Annotated in this window: 14 protein-coding genes; 8 read left to right on the plus strand and 6 right to left on the minus strand. The window is 63.4% G+C overall.

The window, feature by feature from the left end:
- Positions 1-107: 107 nt before the first annotated feature.
- From nuoG to nuoN, 8 genes are read left to right on the plus strand one after another with little or no spacing between them, the layout of a single operon-like run.
- On the plus strand, positions 108-2,822 hold the full coding sequence (gene nuoG, locus AC07OV_RS06315; RefSeq protein ID WP_495091804.1) for an NADH-quinone oxidoreductase subunit NuoG: 2,715 nt from the start codon (positions 108-110) through the stop codon (positions 2,820-2,822).
- On the plus strand, positions 2,819-3,826 hold the full coding sequence (nuoH, locus tag AC07OV_RS06320; protein WP_060755669.1) for an NADH-quinone oxidoreductase subunit NuoH: 1,008 nt from the start codon (positions 2,819-2,821) through the stop codon (positions 3,824-3,826). The genes nuoG and nuoH overlap by 4 nt, the downstream gene beginning before the upstream one ends.
- Before the next feature lie 11 nt (positions 3,827-3,837).
- The gene (gene nuoI / locus AC07OV_RS06325; RefSeq protein WP_003174725.1) at positions 3,838-4,386 is read left to right on the plus strand and encodes an NADH-quinone oxidoreductase subunit NuoI; all 549 of its coding nucleotides are present in this window, start codon (positions 3,838-3,840) and stop codon (positions 4,384-4,386) included.
- A gap of 9 nt (positions 4,387-4,395) precedes the next feature.
- Positions 4,396-4,899, plus strand: a complete 504-nt coding sequence (gene nuoJ, locus AC07OV_RS06330; protein ID WP_016974048.1) for an NADH-quinone oxidoreductase subunit J — start codon at positions 4,396-4,398, stop codon at positions 4,897-4,899.
- 2 nt (positions 4,900-4,901) lie between these two features.
- Complete coding sequence (gene nuoK / locus AC07OV_RS06335; RefSeq protein WP_003174727.1) at positions 4,902-5,210, plus strand: NADH-quinone oxidoreductase subunit NuoK; 309 nt, start codon at positions 4,902-4,904, stop codon at positions 5,208-5,210.
- A complete protein-coding gene (gene nuoL, locus AC07OV_RS06340) occupies positions 5,207-7,060 on the plus strand; it encodes an NADH-quinone oxidoreductase subunit L (protein WP_017255329.1) in 1,854 nt (617 codons plus the stop codon). The genes nuoK and nuoL overlap by 4 nt, the downstream gene beginning before the upstream one ends.
- 49 nt (positions 7,061-7,109) lie before the next feature.
- On the plus strand, positions 7,110-8,642 hold the full coding sequence (gene nuoM, locus AC07OV_RS06345; protein WP_016974046.1) for an NADH-quinone oxidoreductase subunit M: 1,533 nt from the start codon (positions 7,110-7,112) through the stop codon (positions 8,640-8,642).
- A gap of 7 nt (positions 8,643-8,649) precedes the next feature.
- Entirely contained in the window at positions 8,650-10,113 is a 1,464-nt protein-coding gene (gene nuoN, locus AC07OV_RS06350) for an NADH-quinone oxidoreductase subunit NuoN (RefSeq protein ID WP_012724956.1), read from the plus strand.
- A gap of 276 nt (positions 10,114-10,389) precedes the next feature.
- On the opposite strand, the gene tagF is transcribed toward nuoN, so the two are convergent.
- The 6 genes from tagF to AC07OV_RS06380 form a co-directional block, all read right to left on the minus strand.
- A complete protein-coding gene (gene tagF, locus AC07OV_RS06355; RefSeq protein WP_495091805.1) occupies positions 10,390-11,049 on the minus strand; it encodes a type VI secretion system-associated protein TagF in 660 nt (219 codons plus the stop codon).
- A gap of 9 nt (positions 11,050-11,058) precedes the next feature.
- A complete protein-coding gene (gene tssM, locus AC07OV_RS06360) occupies positions 11,059-14,622 on the minus strand; it encodes a type VI secretion system membrane subunit TssM (protein ID WP_495091806.1) in 3,564 nt (1,187 codons plus the stop codon).
- A 2-nt stretch (positions 14,623-14,624) separates the two neighbouring features.
- Positions 14,625-15,911: a type IVB secretion system protein IcmH/DotU gene (icmH, locus tag AC07OV_RS06365; RefSeq protein WP_494996860.1), complete on the minus strand. Its 1,287-nt coding sequence runs from the start codon at positions 15,909-15,911 to the stop codon at positions 14,625-14,627.
- 15 nt (positions 15,912-15,926) lie between these two features.
- Positions 15,927-17,258 carry a type VI secretion system baseplate subunit TssK gene (gene tssK, locus AC07OV_RS06370; RefSeq protein ID WP_495091807.1) on the minus strand — a complete coding sequence of 444 codons (1,332 nt, stop codon included), beginning with the start codon at positions 17,256-17,258 and terminating at the stop codon, positions 15,927-15,929.
- Positions 17,259-17,349: 91 nt separating this feature from the next.
- A complete protein-coding gene (tagH, locus tag AC07OV_RS06375; protein WP_495091808.1) occupies positions 17,350-18,741 on the minus strand; it encodes a type VI secretion system-associated FHA domain protein TagH in 1,392 nt (463 codons plus the stop codon).
- Positions 18,742-18,759: 18 nt separating this feature from the next.
- The gene (locus tag AC07OV_RS06380; RefSeq protein ID WP_495091809.1) at positions 18,760-20,721 is read right to left on the minus strand and encodes a type VI secretion system Vgr family protein; all 1,962 of its coding nucleotides are present in this window, start codon (positions 20,719-20,721) and stop codon (positions 18,760-18,762) included.
- Position 20,722 lies beyond the last annotated feature (1 nt).

Here is a 20,722-nt window from a genome sequence, read left to right on the forward strand (position 1 = left end):
TTCAACTGCTCATGTGCTGACGCCTTAACGGCTGTGTAGATGCACATGAATAACAAGATTCCATTAGCCACGCCCGCTGACAACGGGCCAACGAAGAACTTTGAACCATGGCCACTATCCACGTAGACGGCAAAGCGCTCGAAGTCGATGGGGCGGACAACCTGTTACAGGCGTGTCTGTCACTCGGCCTCGATATCCCGTATTTCTGCTGGCACCCCGCACTCGGTAGCGTCGGTGCCTGTCGCCAGTGTGCGGTCAAGCAATACACCGACGAGAACGACACCCGTGGTCGTATCGTCATGTCGTGCATGACCCCCGCCACCGACAACACCTGGATCTCCATCGACGATGAAGAATCCAAGGCGTTCCGCGCCAGTGTCGTCGAATGGCTGATGACCAACCACCCCCACGACTGCCCGGTCTGTGAGGAAGGCGGTCACTGCCACCTGCAAGACATGACCGTGATGACCGGCCACAACGAGCGCCGTTATCGCTTCACCAAGCGTACCCACCAGAACCAGGACCTCGGCCCGTTCATTTCCCACGAAATGAACCGCTGCATCGCCTGCTACCGTTGCGTGCGCTTCTATAAAGACTACGCCGGCGGCACCGATCTGGGCGTATTCGGCGCCCACGACAACGTGTACTTCGGTCGCGTTGAAGACGGCGTCCTGGAAAGCGAGTTCTCCGGCAACCTCACCGAGGTCTGCCCGACCGGTGTGTTCACCGACAAGACTCACTCCGAGCGCTACAACCGTAAGTGGGACATGCAGTTCTCGCCGAGCATCTGCCATGGCTGCTCCAGCGGTTGCAACATCTCCCCGGGCGAGCGCTACGGCGAACTGCGTCGTATCGAAAACCGCTTCAACGGTTCGGTCAACCAGTACTTCCTGTGCGACCGTGGCCGTTTCGGCTACGGCTACGTCAACCGCAAGGACCGCCCTCGCCAGCCACTGCTGGCCAATGGCGGCAAGCTGAACCTGGACGACGCGCTGGATAAAGCCGCCGACTTGCTGCGCGGCCGCAACATCGTCGGTATCGGCTCGCCCCGCGCCAGCCTCGAAAGCAACTACGCGTTGCGCGAACTGGTGGGTGCCGAGCACTTCTACTCCGGTATCGAAGCCGGCGAGCTGGAGCGCATCCGCCTGGTCCTGCAAGTGCTGAACGACAGCCCGCTGCCGGTGCCGAACATGCGTGACATCGAAGATCACGACGCTATCTTCGTGCTCGGTGAAGACCTGACCCAGACCGCTGCCCGCATCGCCCTGTCGCTGCGCCAGTCGGTCAAGGGCAAGGCCGAAGACATGGCCGACGCGATGCGCGTACAGCCGTGGCTCGACGCCGCCGTGAAAAACATCGGCCAACACGCGCTGAACCCGCTGTTTATCGCCAGCCTGGCTGAGACCAAGCTCGACGACATCGCCGAAGAATGCGTCCACGCCGCCCCAGACGACCTGGCCCGCATCGGTTTCGCCGTGGCCCACGCCCTGGACGCCAGCGCGCCTGCCGTCGAAGGCCTGGACACTGAAGCCGTTGAACTGGCCCAGCGCATCGCCGACGCCCTGCTGGCCGCCAAGCGCCCCTTGATCATTGCCGGTACCTCGCTGGGTTCCAAGGCGCTGATCGAAGCCGCTGCCAACATCGCCAAGGCCTTGAAGCTGCGCGACAAGAACGGTTCCATCAGCCTGGTCGTGCCGGAAGCCAACAGCCTTGGCCTGGCCATGCTCGGTGGCGAGTCCCTGGACGCCGCCCTGCAAGCCGTGACCGATGGCAAGGCCGACGCCATCGTCGTGCTGGAAAACGACCTGTACACCCGCACCGATGCCGCCAAGGTTGACGCTGCGCTCAATGCCGCCAAGGTGCTGATCGTTGCCGACCACCAGAAGACTGCCACCAGCGAGCGTGCCGACCTGGTCCTGCCAGCCGCCACCTTCGCCGAAGGCGACGGTACCCTGGTCAGCCAGGAAGGCCGCGCCCAGCGCTTCTTCCAGGTGTTCGATCCGAAGTACATGGACGCCAGCATCCTGGTTCACGAAGGCTGGCGCTGGCTACATGCCCTGCGCGCCACCCTGCTGAACCAGCCGATCGACTGGACCCAACTCGACCACGTAACCGCCGCCGCCGCCTCCAGCGCGCCGCAGCTGGCCCGTATCGTCGACGCAGCACCGTCCGCCGCGTTCCGCATCAAGGGCATGAAACTGGCCCGTGAACCGCTGCGTTACTCCGGTCGTACCGCCATGCGCGCCAACATCAGCGTGCACGAACCGCGTACCCCACAAGACCAGGACACCGCGTTTGCCTTCTCCATGGAAGGTTACTCGGGTTCGGTCGAGCCGCGTCAGCAGGTGCCGTTCGCCTGGTCGCCGGGCTGGAACTCGCCTCAGGCCTGGAACAAGTTCCAGGACGAAGTCGGTGGTCACATCCGCGCTGGCGACCCGGGCACCCGCCTGATCGAAAGCACCGGTGACTCGCTGAACTGGTTCGCCGCTGTACCGCGTCCGTTCAACCCGGCCCAGGGCACCTGGCAGGTTGTGCCGTTCTTCCACCTGTTCGGCAGCGAAGAGAACTCTTCCAAGGCCGCGCCGGTTCAAGAGCGCATCCCGACCGCCTACGTTTCCCTGGCCAAGTCCGAAGCCGACCGCCTGGGCGTCAACGACGGTGCACTGCTCAGCCTGAACGTGGCCGGCCAGACCCTGCGTCTGCCGCTGCGCATCAACGAAGAGTTGGGCGCTGGCCTGGTAGCACTGCCGAAAGGTTTCGCCGGTATCCCAGCGGCCATCTTTGGCAAAACCGTTGACGGTCTGCAGGAGGCAGCGCAATGACCTGGTTCACCCCTGAAGTGATCGACGTGATCATTGCGGTCCTCAAGGCTGTCGTGATCCTGTTGGCCGTGGTCGTCGCGGGCGCCCTGCTCAGCTTCGTCGAACGTCGCCTGCTGGGCTGGTGGCAGGACCGTTACGGTCCGAACCGCGTTGGCCCGTTCGGCATGTTCCAGATCGCTGCCGACATGCTCAAAATGTTCTTCAAGGAAGACTGGACCCCGCCGTTTGCCGACAAGGTGATCTTCACCCTGGCACCGGTCGTGGCCATGAGCGCCTTGCTGATCGCCTTCGCGATCATCCCGATCACCCCGACCTGGGGCGTGGCGGACCTGAACATCGGCTTGCTGTTCTTCTTCGCCATGGCCGGTCTGTCGGTCTACGCGGTGCTGTTCGCCGGTTGGTCGAGTAACAACAAGTTCGCCCTCCTGGGCAGCTTGCGGGCTTCGGCCCAGACCGTGTCCTACGAAGTGTTCATGGGCCTCGCGCTGATGGGCATCGTGGTGCAGGTCGGCTCGTTCAACATGCGCGACATCGTCGAGTACCAGGCGCAGAACCTGTGGTTCATCATTCCGCAGTTCTTCGGCTTCTGTACCTTCTTCATCGCTGGCGTCGCCGTGACTCACCGTCACCCGTTCGACCAGCCGGAAGCAGAACAGGAACTGGCCGACGGTTACCACATCGAATACGCCGGCATGAAATGGGGCATGTTCTTCGTTGGCGAATACATCGGCATCATCTTGATCTCGGCCCTGCTGGTGACGCTGTTCTTCGGCGGCTGGCACGGTCCGTTCGGCATCCTGCCGCAGTTGGCGTTCTTCTGGTTCTTCCTGAAGACCGCGTTCTTCATCATGTTGTTTATCCTGCTGCGCGCTTCCATTCCGCGTCCACGATACGACCAGGTGATGGATTTCAGCTGGCGCTTCTGCCTGCCGCTGACCCTGATCAATTTGCTGGTGACGGCTGCCGTTGTGTTGTTGAACACGCCCGCCGGCGCGGTTCAGTGAGGATTTGACCCATGTTCAAATATATTGGCGACATCGTTAAGGGTACCGGTACCCAGTTGCGAAGCCTGGTGATGGTTTTCGGCCATGGCTTTCGCAAGCGCGACACCCTGCAATACCCGGAAGAAGCGGTGTACCTGCCGCCACGCTATCGCGGCCGCATCGTGCTCACCCGCGACCCCGATGGCGAAGAGCGTTGCGTAGCCTGCAACCTGTGCGCCGTGGCGTGCCCGGTAGGTTGTATCTCCCTGCAGAAAGCTGAAACCGAAGACGGTCGCTGGTACCCGGACTTCTTCCGCATCAACTTCTCGCGCTGCATTTTCTGCGGCCTCTGCGAGGAAGCTTGCCCGACCACCGCCATCCAGCTCACGCCGGATTTCGAGATGGCCGAGTTCAAACGTCAGGACCTGGTGTACGAGAAAGAAGATCTGCTGATCTCTGGTCCCGGTAAAAACCCTGATTACAACTTCTATCGTGTTGCAGGTATGGCCGTTGCCGGTAAGCCAAAAGGCGCCGCACAAAACGAAGCCGAGCCGATCAACGTGAAGAGCTTGCTGCCTTAAGGAAGAAAGATGGAATTCGCTTTCTATTTCGCGTCCGGTATTGCAGTGGTGTCCACGCTTCGCGTGATCACCAACACCAACCCCGTGCACGCCCTGCTCTACCTGATCATTTCGTTGATCGCCGTGGCCATGACCTTCTTCAGCCTCGGCGCACCGTTCGCCGGTGTGCTGGAAGTGATCGCCTACGCCGGCGCCATCATGGTGCTGTTCGTGTTTGTGGTGATGATGCTCAACCTGGGGCCGGCTTCGGTCGCCCAGGAGCGCGTCTGGCTCAAGCCCGGCATCTGGCTCGGCCCGGTCGTCCTGGCAGCCCTGCTGCTGGGTGAACTGCTGTATGTACTGTTCGCTCACCAGAGCGGCCAGGCCATCGGCCACACCACCGTAGACGCGAAGGCCGTGGGCATCAGCCTGTTCGGCCCGTACCTGCTGGTGGTCGAACTGGCGTCGATGCTGCTGCTCGCTGCAGCCGTCACCGCCTTCCACTTGGGCCGCAACGAAGCCAAGGAGCAATGACGATGCCTGCTATCCCTTTGGAGCATGGTCTGGCGGTCGCCGGCATCCTGTTCTGCCTTGGCCTGGTCGGCCTGATGGTCCGCCGTAACATTCTGTTCGTGTTGATGAGCCTGGAAATCATGATGAACGCCGCCGCACTGGCCTTCATCGTTGCGGGTGCACGTTGGGGCCAGCCGGATGGACAAGTCATGTTCATCCTGGTGATCAGCCTGGCAGCCGCCGAGGCCAGTATCGGCCTGGCGATCCTGCTGCAACTGTATCGTCGCTTCCACACGCTTGATATCGACGCTGCCAGTGAGATGCGCGGATGAACATGATCTTTCTGACTTTCGTATTCCCCCTGATCGGTTTCCTGCTGCTGTCGTTCTCTCGCGGGCGCTGGTCGGAAAACCTCTCGGCCCTGGTGGGTGTGGGTTCCATTGGCCTGTCGGCCATCGTGGCCGCCTACGTCATCTGGCAATTCAACGTGGCGCCGCCGGAAGGCGGCCACTACACCCTGGTGCTGTGGCAGTGGATGTCGGTGGAAGGCTTCAAGCCTAACTTCGCCCTCTACATCGACGGCCTGTCGATCACCATGCTCGGCGTGGTGGTGGGTGTGGGCTTCCTGATCCACCTGTTCGCGTCCTGGTACATGCGCGGTGAAGCGGGCTACTCGCGCTTCTTCTCGTACACCAACCTGTTTATCGCCAGCATGCTGTTCCTGGTGCTGGGCGATAACCTGTTGTTCCTGTACTTCGGTTGGGAAGGCGTGGGCCTGTGCTCGTACCTGTTGATCGGTTTCTACTACAGCAACCGCAACAACGGTAACGCCGCCCTCAAAGCCTTCATCGTGACCCGTATCGGTGACGTGTTCATGGCCATCGGCCTGTTCATCCTGTTCCAACAGGTGGGCACGCTGAACATCCAGGAACTGCTGGTGCTGGCGCCGCAGAAATTCCAGGTTGGCGACTTCTGGATCACCCTGGCCACCCTGATGCTGCTGGGCGGCGCTGTCGGTAAATCCGCGCAACTGCCGCTGCAAACCTGGCTGGCGGATGCGATGGCCGGTCCTACCCCTGTTTCCGCACTGATCCACGCGGCAACGATGGTAACTGCAGGTGTCTACCTGATCGCACGTACCCACGGCCTGTTCACCCTGGCGCCGGAAATCCTGCACCTGGTGGGCCTGGTAGGCGGCGTGACCCTGGTACTGGCCGGCTTCGCCGCGCTGGTGCAGACCGACATCAAGCGTATCCTCGCCTACTCGACCATGAGCCAGATCGGCTACATGTTCCTGGCCCTGGGCGTTGGCGCCTGGGACGCGGCGATCTTCCACCTGATGACCCACGCCTTCTTCAAGGCCCTGCTGTTCCTCGCTTCCGGTGCGGTGATCGTTGCCTGCCACCACGAGCAGAACATCTTCAAGATGGGCGGCCTGTGGAAGAAACTGCCACTGGCCTACGCCAGCTTCATCGTCGGTGGTGCCGCCCTGGCCGCCCTGCCGCTGGTGACCGCAGGTTTCTACTCGAAAGACGAAATCCTCTGGGAAGCCTTTGCCAGCGGTAACCAGAACCTGCTGTACGCAGGCCTGGTGGGTGCATTCATGACCTCGCTGTACACCTTCCGCCTGATCTTCATCACCTTCCACGGTGAAGCCAAGACTGAAGCACACGCAGGCCACGGCATTTCGCACTGGCTGCCTTTGTCGGTACTGATCGTGCTGTCGACCTTCGTCGGCGCCCTGATCACCCCGCCACTGGCTGGCGTGCTGCCAGAAAGCGCCGGCCATGCCGGTGGCGCTGCCAAGCACAGCCTGGAAATCGCCTCGGGCGCTATCGCTATCGCCGGTATCCTGCTGGCGGCCCTGCTGTTCCTGGGCAAGCGTCGCTTCGTGACGGCGGTTGCCAACAGTGGCATTGGCCGCTTCCTGTCAGCCTGGTGGTTCGCTGCCTGGGGCTTCGACTGGATCTACGACAAACTGTTCGTCAAGCCTTACCTGGCCATCAGCCATGTACTGCGCAAAGACCCGCTCGACCAGACCATCGGTTTGATCCCGCGCGCCGCCAAGGCCGGTCACACCGCCCTGAGCCGCAGCGAGACTGGCCAACTGCGCTGGTATGCAGCCTCCATGGCGGCCGGTGCCGTTCTGGTAATTGGCGCCATCGTGGTGGTAGCGGTCTGATTATGAACATTGCCAACTTTGCGAACTTGCGAAAGGAAACGAGCCTGTCATGATTCTGCCCTGGCTAATCCTGATCCCCTTCATCGGCGGCCTGCTCTGCTGGATGGGTGAACGCTTCGGCGCCACCCTCCCCCGCTGGATTGCGTTGCTGACCATGTCCCTGGAACTCGCACTCGGCCTCTGGCTGTGGGCCCATGGCGACTATTCATTTGCTCCGGCACCGGGTGTTGATCCAACCTTCGCGCTTGAATTCAAGCACGTGTGGATCCAGCGCTTCGGCATCAACGTGCACCTGGCCCTCGACGGCCTGTCGCTGTTGATGATCCTGCTGACCGGCCTGCTGGGTATTCTCTCGGTACTCTGCTCCTGGAAAGAGATCCAGCGTCACGTGGGCTTCTTCCACCTGAACCTGATGTGGATCCTGGGCGGCGTTGTCGGCGTGTTCCTCGCCCTCGACCTGTTCATGTTCTTCTTCTTCTGGGAAATGATGCTGGTGCCGATGTACTTCCTCATCGCGCTCTGGGGTCACAGTTCTTCGGACGGCAAGAAAACCCGGATCTACGCGGCAACCAAGTTCTTCATCTTCACCCAGGCTTCCGGCCTGATCATGTTGGTGGCGATCCTGGGCCTGGTACTGGTCAACTTCAACAACACCGGCGTGATTACCTTCAACTACGCCGACCTGTTGAAGACCAAGATGTCCCTGACCACCGAGTACATCCTGATGCTGGGCTTCTTCATCGCCTTCGCGGTGAAGCTGCCGGTGGTGCCGTTCCACTCCTGGCTGCCTGACGCTCACGCCCAGGCGCCGACCGCAGGCTCCGTGGACCTGGCCGGTATCCTGTTGAAGACCGCTGCGTATGGTCTGCTGCGTTTCGCCCTGCCGCTGTTCCCGAATGCCTCGGCCGAGTTCGCGCCGATCGCCATGACCCTGGGTCTGATCGGGATCTTCTACGGTGCGTTCCTGGCGTTCGCACAAACCGACATCAAGCGTCTGATTGCCTTCTCGTCCGTTTCCCACATGGGCTTCGTACTGATCGGCATCTACTCCGGCAGCCAGCTGGCGCTGCAAGGCGCGGTGATCCAGATGTTGGCCCACGGTGTTTCGGCCGCTGCCCTCTTTATCCTGAGTGGCCAGCTGTACGAGCGCCTGCACACCCGTGACATGCGTGAAATGGGTGGGGTGTGGTCGCGCATCGCCTACCTGCCGGCGATCAGCCTGTTCTTTGCCGCCGCTTCGCTGGGCTTACCGGGCACCGGTAACTTCATCGGCGAATTCCTGATCCTGATGGGCTCGTTCGTACAGACCCCATGGATCAGCGCCATCGCCACGTCCGGCCTGGTGTTCGGTTCGGTCTACTCGCTGATCATGATCCACCGCGCCTACTTCGGCCCGGCCAAGTCCGACACCGTCCTGCAAGGGATGGACGCTCGCGAACTGATCATGGTGCTCGGCCTTGCGGTCTTGCTGATCTACATCGGCGTGTACCCGCAACCGTTCCTGGACACTTCTGCCGCAACGATGCATGGCGTGCAGCAGTGGTTCGGCACCGCCTTCTCTCAACTCGCTTCGGCCCGGTAAGAGCGCTATGGAATTCACGATCCAACACTTTATCGCGCTTGCGCCGCTGCTGATTACCAGCCTCACCATCGTGGTGGTGATGCTGGCGATCGCCTGGCGCCGCAATCACTCGCAAACGTTCCTGCTGTCCTGTGCCGGTCTGAACCTGGCCCTGCTGTCGATCATCCCGGCTCTCAAGGTCGCGCCACTGGCGGTGACGCCTTTGATGATGGTCGATGACTTCGCCCTGCTGTACATCGCGCTGATCCTGGTGGCCACGCTGGCCTGCGTCACCCTCGCCCACGCCTACCTCGGCGAAGGCGGCACCGGCTACCCAGGCAACCGCGAAGAGCTGTACCTGCTGATCCTGCTGGCTGCGGCCGGTGGCATCGTGCTGGTCAGCGCACAGCACCTGGCGGGCCTGTTCATCGGCCTGGAACTGCTGTCGATTCCGACCTACGGCCTGGTGGCCTATGCGTTCTTCAACAAGCGTTCCCTGGAAGCCGGCATCAAGTACATGGTGCTGTCGGCGGCCGGTTCCGCGTTCCTGTTGTTCGGTATGGCCCTGCTCTATGCCGAAGCCGGCAACCTGAGCTTCACCGGTATCGGCCACGCCCTGGCCGCCACCAGCATGCCTGCGCCAATTGCCCAACTGGGCCTGGCCATGATGCTGATCGGCCTGGCGTTCAAGCTCTCCCTGGTGCCGTTCCACCTGTGGACCCCGGACGTGTACGAAGGCGCCCCGGCGCCGGTGGCTGCGTTCCTGGCCACTGCGTCGAAGGTGGCTGTGTTTGCGGTGATGGTGCGTCTGTTCCAGATCTCCCCTGCCGCCAATACCGGCGTGCTGAGCACCGTGCTGACCGTGATTGCCATTGCGTCGATCCTGTTCGGTAACCTGCTGGCCCTGACCCAGAACAACCTCAAGCGTCTGCTGGGTTATTCGTCCATCGCGCACTTCGGCTACCTGCTGATCGCCCTGGTGGCGAGCAAAGGCCTGGCCGTGGAAGCCATGGGCGTGTACCTGGTCACCTACGTGATCACCAGCCTGGGTGCATTCGGCGTGATCACGCTGATGTCCTCGCCGTTCAAAGGCCGTGACGCTGACGCCCTGTACGAATACCGCGGCCTGTTCTGGCGCCGTCCGTACCTGACCGCCGTACTGACCGTGATGATGCTTTCCCTGGCCGGTATCCCGCTGACAGCCGGCTTCATCGGCAAGTTCTACATCGTCGCCACCGGTGTTGAAGCCCACGAATGGTGGTTGGTCGCGTCCCTGGTACTGGGCAGCGCCATCGGCGTGTTCTATTACCTGCGCGTGATGGTCACCCTGTACCTGATCGAGCCAAACCTGCGCCGCGTGGACGCCGAGCTGCACTGGGAACAAAAGGCAGGCGGCGTGATGCTGCTGGCCATCGCCCTGCTCGCGTTCTTCCTGGGCGTATACCCACAACCGCTGCTCACCCTGGTGCAGCACGCGGTACTGGGCGTTTGATCGCTTAGTTGGATGCAGCAAAAAAACGGCGCCTTCGGGCGCCGTTTTGCATTCTCAGGAACAACAAAGCCCGTAGTGAGCGGGCTTGTCCCGCGCGGCGGTGTATCAGGTGACGCGGTACATCAGGTAGATCGCGGCGCGGGCGAGCCCGCTCACTACAAAAATCAGCGGTTGTAGTGAGCGGGTTTACCCCGCGCGGCGGTATATCAGGTGGCGCGGTGCGTCAGGTAGATCGCGGCGCGGGGTAAACCCGCTCACTACAGGGATCATCAGGCTCTACCGTCCACCCAGCATATCGGCGAAGGTCTCGTCATCCGGCAACCCCTCCCCCACCCAGATCGACGGCGCAACGTGGGGCGAGCCTTCGGTCCAGAACAGTGAGTGCCGCGCGAGGCCTGAAGGATCGATCTGCGCGCTTAGTTGCAGCATGCCTTCGCCGATCCGCTCCGGGTCGGGCAAGTCGAGCCATTGTGCGGGTACCCAGGCTGTATCGGCGTGGCTTACCGGTGTCCAGCAGCCGGCCAATGGCAGCGCCTGCAACACCTCGTCGAACGATTCCAGGGCAAACCCTTCGCTCAACGCCGACAACGCCAGGCGCTCCAACTGGCTGTACCACAACCCATCCCGTTCCAACCGCGCCAGCAACGGCACGTCCTCCCCTGCACTGGCGAGGGTCAGCGGAAAATAACGCCCCACCCGATCCACGCTGGGAATCATCACCCCCGCCCAACCGCTATCACCGCACACCCCCGCCGCCAACGCAAAACGCCAGATCGGGCTGCACAAGTACACCTCCAGCCATTGCTCACCCAGGCGTTCACGACTGCACTGCAAACCGGCCTGCAGCCAACTGTCCCAGGTGTTCAAAAACGCCGGCGGCAAACGCCGGCTGACAAAATCCCCATGGCTTGCGACCTTGCCGAAAAATCCATTCATGACGGGTCCTTAAAAACTGCTGGGGCAATGGAACGACTCTGAACCGTCGCGGCGGAACGGGTTGATCACACTGCTGGCGCGCAACTGGTACGCCACGCGGTGGCCCTCCACGGTGAAGGTCAATTGCAATTGCTCGCCCTGGGCGCTGACCGCCGCCTTGTCCATCATGCGCAGCCAACCCCACGGGCCGTCACTGCGCAACGGGTTGACCAGCGCCGGCGTGGTGTCCAGGCGCACCAACCCGCCAGACTTGCCGCTGGGCAGGGAGATGCTGGTGAAGTCCGGCGAAGTGCCGGTGTCGTACACCACCGGCTGGCCATCGATGTCCAGGGTCACTTTGGTCAACGCCGGATCAGCCCCCAGGGCCTTGAGATCAAAACGCATCGACGGCTGGCGCGCCCCGGCCACAAAGAACATGTCGCGCAGCTTGGCGCCACGCTGGAACTGGTTGAGCACATCCTGGGAGATATTCAGCGGCGTCACTCCGCTGGAGCGCCAGCGCCACTGGCTGCCACTCATGTCGACATAAGCCGCCAGGTTCTTGCTGAAAAAGTCATCCATCAAGCCACCGGGGCCGAAGAACTTGCCAAAGTCATCGGCGGTGGCGTCACGCCCGGAACTGCGCACCAGCGGGTAGCGCCCCTCAATCGCCACCCGGCAGAACGGCGCGCCAGTGGCCTCCCACAGCGCGTTCAAGCGGGCCTTTTCATTGCCCAGGGTGAGCGCGGTGCCACCGGCCTCCACATCGCGCAGCAAGGTCGACAAAGGCGCCGGCTGGGTGTCGCCCGAACGCTTCAAGCGCCCCAGCACTTCGTTGGAGGGTGCCGGCGCAGCACTGCGGCGGGCCGCATCGGCGCTGTCGAAAAACTGCCCCGCGTCTTTCAGCGAGGCCAGCACGTCATCCAATGGCTGCGGCCCGGTGCCGGTTCCGACCAAACGATGCAACGCGGCAAAATGCTGGTCCACCGGGTTGGCCGAAGCGTCCGCGACCGGTGCCTGGCTGTCGCCGCCCAACGCCGATTGCAGTTTCTGGGTAGCCGCCGCGATCTTGTCACGCACGCGCTGGTCGGTGTCCTTGGCGGTGGCCGAAGTCAGGGCGCCTTCCAGGGTGGTTTCCCTGGACACGGCCTGCAGCAACGCACGCAGCGGCGAGTCGCTGGCAGACAGCGCGTTGCTGACCTGGGACGCCTGGCCGAGGCCGGTCAACGGCACCAGGTGCACATCCGCGAGAAAGGTGTCCCACTGGCGGATGTAGTCGGCGTAATACAACTCCAGCACCGCCGCCTGCATCGCCGGGTTGCCGCCGGCGATCTGCGCCGACTCCTGACGGTCCAGCACCCAGCTGTCCTTGGCCATGTCAGCCACGGCTTGTGGGGTCTTGTCGGTCAGCTCACGGTAACCGGCGATCCGGTACACGCCGCTGACCCCACGAGACAACGGCTCACCACTGGCGCGGGTAAACAGCGACGATACGTCCCGCCCCACCGCGCTGTTGACGCTCAACTCCGGCAGATGCTGCTGATCCACCTGGCGCTTGACCCGGTTATAGATGCGCTGGGACAACGGCATGCTCGCCAGCGCCAGGCGCACCTTGGCGATCAATGCACTGTCGAGCTGCACCGGTTCGGCTTCGTCATCGGCCTCCAGCAACGCCGCCACGTGATCCGACAGTTGCTGCAACTGCGCGGGTGTGGCCTGGGGCAGTTCGCGGCGCCAGTCCACATCGACCCAGGCCTGCACCGACGGCGCATCGAAGAACTGCCGCTCGCCCAGCATCAGGTAGGCGCGCAGGGTTTCATACAGGAACTCCTGATTGCTCGCATCACCCCGGCGCAACGCGTTTTCCATGTTGGCGACGATGTGCGGCAACAAGGTGCTGCGCAGCAGGCGGCGGTACAGGGTGATCGCCCCCGCGCCCAGCTTGTTGCCCTGATACAGGCCCATGCGGCTGAGCAGCGGCACGCTGTTGTCGGCGTCGCCGTAGCCACTGGGTAAATTGCGCGCGGCATTGAGCAACGGCAACGTCACCAGCACATCGCCCTCGGCCGGTAATGCAGCGGCCAATTGCGCGACGTTGTTGGCGGCGCCAGACGCCTCGGCGATCAATTGCAGGTTGCGGTTGTAGCTGATGGTCATCGCCGCCAGCAGCAACACGAACACTGCCGCCGCCGTGATACGCCCGGCGCGGCCAAGCAAGCGCCGACGCCGCTCCTCTTGATGATTGACCCCGGCAAGCCCGGCCTCCTTGAAGATCACCTCGCGCAGTAACCGCGTGATGAAATAGCTGCGCCCGCTGGCCACATTCGGCGCCAGCACCTTGCGGCCCAGGCCAAACGAAGCCGCCAGCGAAGTCAGCACGCGGTCAATCGGGCTGCCTTCCTGGGTGCCGCTGGTGAAGTACACCCCACGCAACAGCGCCGGCTCCTGGTAGCGGTTGGTTTCAAACACCGTGTTGAGAAAGCGCGTCAGGCCATCGCCCAAACTGGCAAATTGTTGCGGGAAGCTATAGAGCAAGGCACGTCGCGACAGGTCGCGCTCCTGCTGCAACCGCTCCAGTACCCGCCGCTGCAACTGACGTTCCAACGCATCGAACTCGCCCGGGAACGACGCCAACCCGGTGTCGGGCTGCGGTGGCTGGGGCAAGGGAAAGGTCACCCCCCACACCTGTGCACGCTCGTCGCGGCCGAAGGTTTCGAAAAACTCCGAGAAACCCGCCAGCAAATCGCACTTGGTGATGATCACGTACACCGGAAACCGCAGGCCCAGGCGCTCATACAGCTCGTTGATGCGCGCGCGGATCGCCACGGCCTGGGCCTGACGCTGGGCGTCGGTCTGTTGCAGCAAGTCGCTGACACTCAAGGCCACGATCACACCGTTGACCGGGCGCTGGCGACGGTACCTTTTCAGCAGGTCGAGAAAGCCGCCCCAGGCCGCCTTGTCCACCTCGGTGTAGCTGTCCTGAGTGGTGTAGCGCCCGGCGGTATCGAGCAACACCGCTTCGTCGGTGAACCACCAGTCGCAATGCCGCGTACCGCCCACGCCGCCGATGGCGCCACTGCCCATGGCTTCGCGCAGGGGAAACTGCAGGCCAGAGTGGGTCAGCGCGGTGGTCTTGCCGCTGCCCGGCGCGCCGACAAACATGTACCAGGGCAGTTGGTACAGGTACTGCCCGCTCATCTTCCAGCCCGGGTTGGCCTTGCGCAGCACCGCCATGGCCGAGCGCATGCGCTCGCCCAGCTCAGCCACTTCGGCCTGGGTTTCACGCACACCGGGCGCCACCACCGGCGCCTCGGCCACGCCGGCCATCAGGCCACGATTGGCCCGCCAGGCACGCCACAGGCGCCAGGCAAAGTAACCCAGCCAAATCAGCACAAACAGCGCGATCAACCCCCAACGACGTGACTCCGGCGCCAGCGGCTCGCTGCCGTTGAACGCCAGCAACGGGCCTTCGTACCACACCAGCAAGGACAGCAGCGCCACGCCGATCAGCGACAGCAACCACGGCTTGAGCAGCCACAGAATAAAGCGCTCCACCGGGGACCATAACAATGAGAAAAACGAAGAAAAATTCATGGTTATTGCGCCTGGGAAGGGATCAACACGGTGATATCGACGCGGCGGTTACGCGCACGGTTGGCCGCCGAATCATTGGGCACCAGCGGCTCGGTTTCGCCACGGCCCTCGCTGCGGTAACGCTCGGCTGGCCCGGCACGCTGGGCGAGCAAACGCGCCACGGTCTTGGCCCGCGCCTGGGACAGGTCGAAGTTCGACCCCAACCGCGACGTCGCCGAAGGCCGCACGTTGTCGGTATGCCCAACCACCACCACATCCCCCGGCACCGTGGCCAGGGCGTCGCCAATGCGTGCGAGCAGCCCGTCGAAGTTGCTCGACACTTCGGCACTGCCGGAGGCAAACACACCGTCGCCGCGCAAGGTGATGACCGAGCGATCGGCACTGTCTTTCACCGCCACCAGCCCTTGGGCCACTTCCGGCGCGAGGAACCCGGCCAGGCGCACCGGCGCTGGCGCCACGGGTACCGCCACTTTCAGCGGCGAAGCCACACGAATCGAACCCAACTGGGCAAACACCGGGTCGGACGCACGGTTGAGCAACCAGCTGTAGGTCAACTGCACACTCAACAACAGCACGGCCGCCACCGACGCCAGCACCCACAACGGCACCCGGCGCAGCATTGATGCCTGCGGGGCCTCGGCGCCACGCCAGCGCGGTGAGAGGTCCTGTTCCTGCTGGCCGCGTTGCTGATTGATCAGTTGCAACAGGCGCTCGCGCAACAGGCCCAACTGATCCAGGCCACGCTCCAGCACCCGGTAGCGTCCCTCCAGGCCCAGGGCCATGCACAGGTACATCAACTCCAGCACATCAATATGAGTGCGCGGGTCCTGGCTGAGGCGTTGCAGGATCATGAAGAATTTCTCGCCACCCCACGCCTCGTTGTGGAACGTCACCAACAGGCTGCGACTGCCCCACACCCCCGCGCCCCAGGGCGTACTGGCGATGGTCTCATCCACCAACGTGCACAACGCATAACGCGCAGCGGCCACGGTTTCCACATCCACCTGACTGGCACGGGCCTGGGCTTCAAAGGCCTGCACTGCCTGGATCAAGCGCTGGCGCAGGCTCTCCATGTCCGGCATCGCCGTCAGGGTGCGCAACGGCACCACCAGGTCCAGCAGCGGGTTGGCCGCACGCACCAGTGGGTTGAGGCCCTGGCCGTGCAGCACAGGCGCGGCGCGTTGCACCGGCGCGGCCGTGGTTGGCGACGGTGTGGCCCGGCGCCCGCCGGGGGTAGGGATCAGCAAGGTGCGGTCCGGGTCCTGGCCGCCTTCAAAAGTGTCGTTCACGTCAGTCACCTTGCCTTAGTTGCGGATGGCCCAGAACTGCATCTCCAGCCCCGGGAACACCCCGGCGATGTGCATGGCAAAACCCGCCGACTGGCTGAGCAATTGCCAATATTCGCTGCTGCGATCGAGTTCGAAATAGGTGAAGCCGGCGTGGAACGGCAGCTGTCGTGGCGCCACCGGCAAGGGGCGCAGGCCGATGCCCGGCAGTTGCAGGTTGACCAGGTCGCGGATCTTTTCCACCGAGCCGATCTTCACCTGCGGCGGGAAACCGTTGCGCACGCTTTCGGCCGACATCTGCGCCTGCACCGCCAGGATGAAGGTCGCCGAGCGCAGCAGTTCCTGATCGGGCAGCACCGCCACGCGAATCCCGTACTGCCGTTCTTCCAGCGGGATCGCGATGGCGCGCACATCCATCACCGCTGACAGCGCGCGGCGCAGGTCGAGCATCACCGGGGCGAAGGTTTCCGCCAGGGCGCCATGGCGATACACCGGGTAACTGGCGGCACGCTTGTCATCGCGGGTAAAGGTCGCCAACTCACCGGCCAGGGATGCCAAGTCGCGGTACAGCTGTTCGGGGTGCAACCCCGTCATCGCCGACAGGTGCCGCACCAGGGGCACGCTGCGGTTGAGCACCTGCAACAGCAGGAAGTCGGCGATTTCCGCCGCGCCGCTGCCGTCCGGGCGGGTCAGGCGCGACGCCAGGGCTTCGACCCGTTGCTGCACCAGGCCCAGCAACTCATCGTTGAACGCGCGCAGGCGCTCGGCCGCGCGAACATCCAGGCACGGCGGGCAATAATCGCGGTCGAGCAGCACACTTTTGTCGGCGCGCTTTTCCACCACATGGGCGATGCCCAACACACTATGGGTGTCGGCCACATCGCCTTCGAACGCCAAACGCAGGCGCAGCTTGCCGATGCTCATCAGCGCGCTGCTGTCCAGGCCATTGCTGTCCCAGGCCTCGTATTCGCTGCTGCGATGGCGGGCGAAATTTTCAAAGCTGGGGTTGTCGTCGACCTCCGACACGCCCGGGCGCAGGCTCGGCAAAGCCAGCACCACTTTAAGGTCACGGGCGTCGTCGGGGATCTCCAGGGGCAGCGGCATTTCATCGTCAAACGGCAGGCCCACGGGTGTGCCGTCGGGCAATACACCGCTGTACGAGAGCAACGACAGCTTGCCCATCGCCAACTGCTGCGGGTCGATTTCCAGTTTGGAAAAACCCCAGCCGTAGGCGCGCAAGGTGGCGACGCGGGCTTCGAGTTGGGTTTGCAGAAAACGGTCATGCTGCTGCAGGTGCTGAGGCTGCAGGAGCATGCCTTCGGACCAGACGACTTTGTTGTTCCAGGACATACATTCTTCTCATCGCGGAGCGAGCATGCTGCATCGCGTTATCGTTAACGATTTTCGCCGGCAAGCCGGCTCCTACAGGGGCCGGGTGTTTTCAGGAGCGCATGCGGGCGACTTGTTCTTCGTAGGCCTTGGAAAACAGCTCGCCGAACAGGCGTTGCAGGTCTTCGTCGGCGTCCCGCGCCAGGTCTTCGTAGCGTTCCACCAGGCGGTCCCACAGACGCGCCTTGCGCCGCGCCGGCATCCACTTGTCGAGCGCGCCGTGGGTGGTGCGCCGCTGCTCGACCCGGGCCGGATCGAAGCGCTGCACCACCGCGCCCAGCGCCGCACGCATGCCGGCGATCACCGCCAGCTCGTGGGCCTTGAGGTCGTCGAACGAAGCATTCAACGCCTTGACCGGGCGCATATAGGCCGGTGAATCGCTGTTGAGCATCTGGGTCAGCGCGCTGTCGGCGTCGGGAAAGAACTTGAGCGGGTTGTTGGAATAGGCGCCGATCATGGTCATGTCGATGTGGCTTTCACGCTTGGTCAACGCACGCGCCATCAGCACATCCATGGTGCCGCCCGTGGCGGCGCGCAGCATTTCACCCACCAGTTGGGCGAGTTCCGTGGGCGTACGGGTGGTGTGCAGGTCGGGAAGACCCAAACCCAAAAGCAGTGCCTCAAGGATTGCACTGTCCCCTGTAGGAGCCGGCTTGCCGGCGATGGTCTCAGGGGCAACGATTTGCTCAGGCATTACTTCCTGTTCAGAGACCGCCATCGCCGGCAAGCCGGCTCCTACAGGGGGGGATGTGGAGAGGCCGAATAGAGGGTCGTAATCCTCCGGGATCACCTGGGGCTCGGCCTGCCAGATTGGCGGGTTGAACGCCTGCAGTTGCGGCGCCACATGGTCGCTCTCGGTGCCGCGAAACACCGGGGTCAGCGATGGGTTCAAACCCAGCGGGTCCGACAGCGGCATCGCCCCGTCGAACAGCGAGTGGCCTTCCAAAATCCGCGCACCCGCCAGGTCATCGTGCAACAGCACCGGCACCACCACCTCCGGGTCGCGCACCAGCGCCTGCGGCACTTCCAACGGCGGCAATTCGACGGCCACAGGCGGCGGTGGCGGCACGAACAGCGGCGGCAGGATGCGCGTGGCCAGGGCGTCGTCTTCGGGTTCCGGCGCCTGGGGCTGCTCCAGCCGCACGAGCAACGCGTAGTCACCGATCACCAACCGATCACCCTCCTCCAGCACACGCTCGCGGCCATTGCCCAGCGGCCGTTCGTTGACCAGGCTCGGGTTGCTGCCGGTGTCGGTGAGGTAGAACTGCTCGCCGCGCAGGTCGATGCGCGCATGCACCCGGGAGATGTATTTGCCCGGGTCATCCAGGGTCAGGTCGTTGTCCGGCCCACGGCCAATGGAGCCGCCCACTTCGGTGAAACGGCAGATCACGTCGCCGGGCATGGGTTGGTCGCGGTAGCTTTTAACCAGCAGGATCAGGTTCATAGCGGGCTCCAGAGTGAGTTACTTGCCATCGTCGGCCTCCTTGGGCGGCAACGGCACGCCTGCGGGTCCGGTGGCGGCCGTGAGGGCCAGGGCTTGCGCCGCCGAGGCGGCTTCGGGCAGTGGCAGCGGGATGGTCGAGGCGACGATCATCGCCGGCGTGAGGGTCAGGAAGGTCGAGCCGACCTTGAGCGTGATGGTCGCCCCGGCCTCGATCACCACGTTCATGCCGCCCTTGATGTAGGTGTCTATGCCAGCGGTGATGCCGGTCTTCATGCCACCGTTGATGATCATGTTGGCGCCAGCCGCCATCGACACGTCGCCCGTGGCTTTCTCATTGCGATGGCCGCCCACCGACGAATGCCGGTCGCCGCCGACCTTCTCGCGCAGGTCCTGGTCGACCCTGGAATGGCGGTCGCCGCCGACCCAGTCCAGGGAGTCTTTGAGCACGCGCTGGTCGAGGTTTTTCTGCGCGTGCAGGAACACTTGTTCCGAACCCTTTTTGTCTTCGAAACGCAGCTCGTTGTAGCCCCCGCCACCTTTGGACGAGTTGCTCTTGAGGGTCGAACGCGTGGCGTTTTCCGGCAGTGAATACGGCGGCATCGTGTCGGCGTTGTAGACGCTGCCCGTGACCAGCGGCTGGTCGGGATCACCTTCCAGAAAACTCACCACCACTTCCTGGCCGATGCGCGGCGTGTACAGCGCGCCCCAGCGCTTGCCCGCCCAGCTCTGCGCCACGCGGATCCAGCACGAGCTGTTTTCGTCGCGCTTGCCTTCGCGGTCCCAGTGGAACTGCACCTTGATGCGCCCGTATTTGTCGGTCCAGATTTCCTCGCCCTGCTTGCCCACCACCATGGCGGTCTGCGGGCCGTGCATCAGCGGCTTGCGCGACACACAGGGCGCACGGAACTGCTGCTGGCGTGACAGCGCGACAAACTCACAACTCAGCACCGGCGCGGGGTCGGCCGGCGGGGTGGGCTCGTAGGTGTCGGAAGACAACGCATAACGCGCTTCCAGCAACAGGAACTGCGCGTTTTGTTCACTGCGCGGGTGTTCGGTCAGGGTCAGCAGAGCGCCGGGAAACAGGCCACGGGCACGGGTCGCACCGGTCACGCGCTGGGTGCCGGTGTGAAGCGACTCAATCAAGGTGCGCGCATAGGTTTCACCCTGTTTGCGCTCGGTGTACTTGCCCGGGTAGTCATAGCGCTCGTGGCGCGACTGCGGGTAACTGCCGGCCAGGGTGGACTTGGCCAGCAGGTTGGCGCTGGGCTTTTCGAAGTCGAAGTCTTGCAGCGTATAGCCGCCCGGTTCCACGTCGCCGCCCATGCGCCAGTCGTAGATCACTTCGCTTTCGCGCATGGCGTGGTCTTCGGCGGGCATGAAGCGGATCTGCGCGTACCCCGGCGCCGGTGAGTGCGCACCGTAGGAGTCAGCCAGCACCAAGGTGTGACGCCCTGCAGCACTCTTGAAGTAGTAGTAGATGCCCTCCTGCTCCATCAGGCGGCTGACGAAGTTGAAATCGCTTTCGCGGTACTGCACGCAATAGGTCAGTGGCTTGTAGCTGCCGCTAAGGCCCGAGGTGTCGACGTCGGCAATGCTGTAGGGCGCGAACACCTGCTTGAGGATGTCCGGCACGCTCAGCTCCTGGAAGATCCGGCAGTCGCTGGTCAGCGTGAGGAACCACAACCACGGGCGCAACACCGCCTTGTAGGTGGCGTAGCGGCCCTGGCGCGTGCTGAACGAGAAGTGGCTGACATGCCCGCTGAAATAGCGACTGCCGCCCTTGGGCAGGTCCACGGCCACGGTCATCTGGGTGGCCAGCAGGTCGTCGATGTTCAGGTCGGCGCGCTCGCTGTACAGCTCCACGTGGTATTCGCTGAGCCGGGACAAGCCTTCGCTCGCCTGCATGCGCCGAAACAGCAGCACGTCGGGGCCGAGGACGCTGGTCACCTGGATCTCGCGATGGGTCTGGGTCGTTGCCATC

The sequence above is a fragment of the Pseudomonas sp. GW821-FHT09A09 genome, from assembly GCF_059418405.1.

Excerpts from the sequence above, each read along its gene's own strand:
- nuoI (WP_003174725.1), top strand. The coding sequence starts at position 3,838 with ATGTTCAAATATATTGGCGACATCGTTAAGGGTACCGGTACCCAGTTG.
- nuoG (WP_495091804.1), top strand. The coding sequence starts at position 108 with ATGGCCACTATCCACGTAGACGGCAAAGCGCTCGAAGTCGATGGGGCG.
- tssK (WP_495091807.1), bottom strand. The coding sequence starts at position 17,258 with ATGTCCTGGAACAACAAAGTCGTCTGGTCCGAAGGCATGCTCCTGCAG.
- nuoN (WP_012724956.1), top strand. The coding sequence starts at position 8,650 with ATGGAATTCACGATCCAACACTTTATCGCGCTTGCGCCGCTGCTGATT.
- nuoJ (WP_016974048.1), top strand. The coding sequence starts at position 4,396 with ATGGAATTCGCTTTCTATTTCGCGTCCGGTATTGCAGTGGTGTCCACG.
- AC07OV_RS06380 (WP_495091809.1), bottom strand. The coding sequence starts at position 20,721 with ATGGCAACGACCCAGACCCATCGCGAGATCCAGGTGACCAGCGTCCTC.
- tssM (WP_495091806.1), bottom strand. The coding sequence starts at position 14,622 with ATGAATTTTTCTTCGTTTTTCTCATTGTTATGGTCCCCGGTGGAGCGC.
- nuoL (WP_017255329.1), top strand. The coding sequence starts at position 5,207 with ATGAACATGATCTTTCTGACTTTCGTATTCCCCCTGATCGGTTTCCTG.
- nuoK (WP_003174727.1), top strand. The coding sequence starts at position 4,902 with ATGCCTGCTATCCCTTTGGAGCATGGTCTGGCGGTCGCCGGCATCCTG.
- nuoH (WP_060755669.1), top strand. The coding sequence starts at position 2,819 with ATGACCTGGTTCACCCCTGAAGTGATCGACGTGATCATTGCGGTCCTC.
- tagF (WP_495091805.1), bottom strand. The coding sequence starts at position 11,049 with ATGAATGGATTTTTCGGCAAGGTCGCAAGCCATGGGGATTTTGTCAGC.
- nuoM (WP_016974046.1), top strand. The coding sequence starts at position 7,110 with ATGATTCTGCCCTGGCTAATCCTGATCCCCTTCATCGGCGGCCTGCTC.
- tagH (WP_495091808.1), bottom strand. The coding sequence starts at position 18,741 with ATGAACCTGATCCTGCTGGTTAAAAGCTACCGCGACCAACCCATGCCC.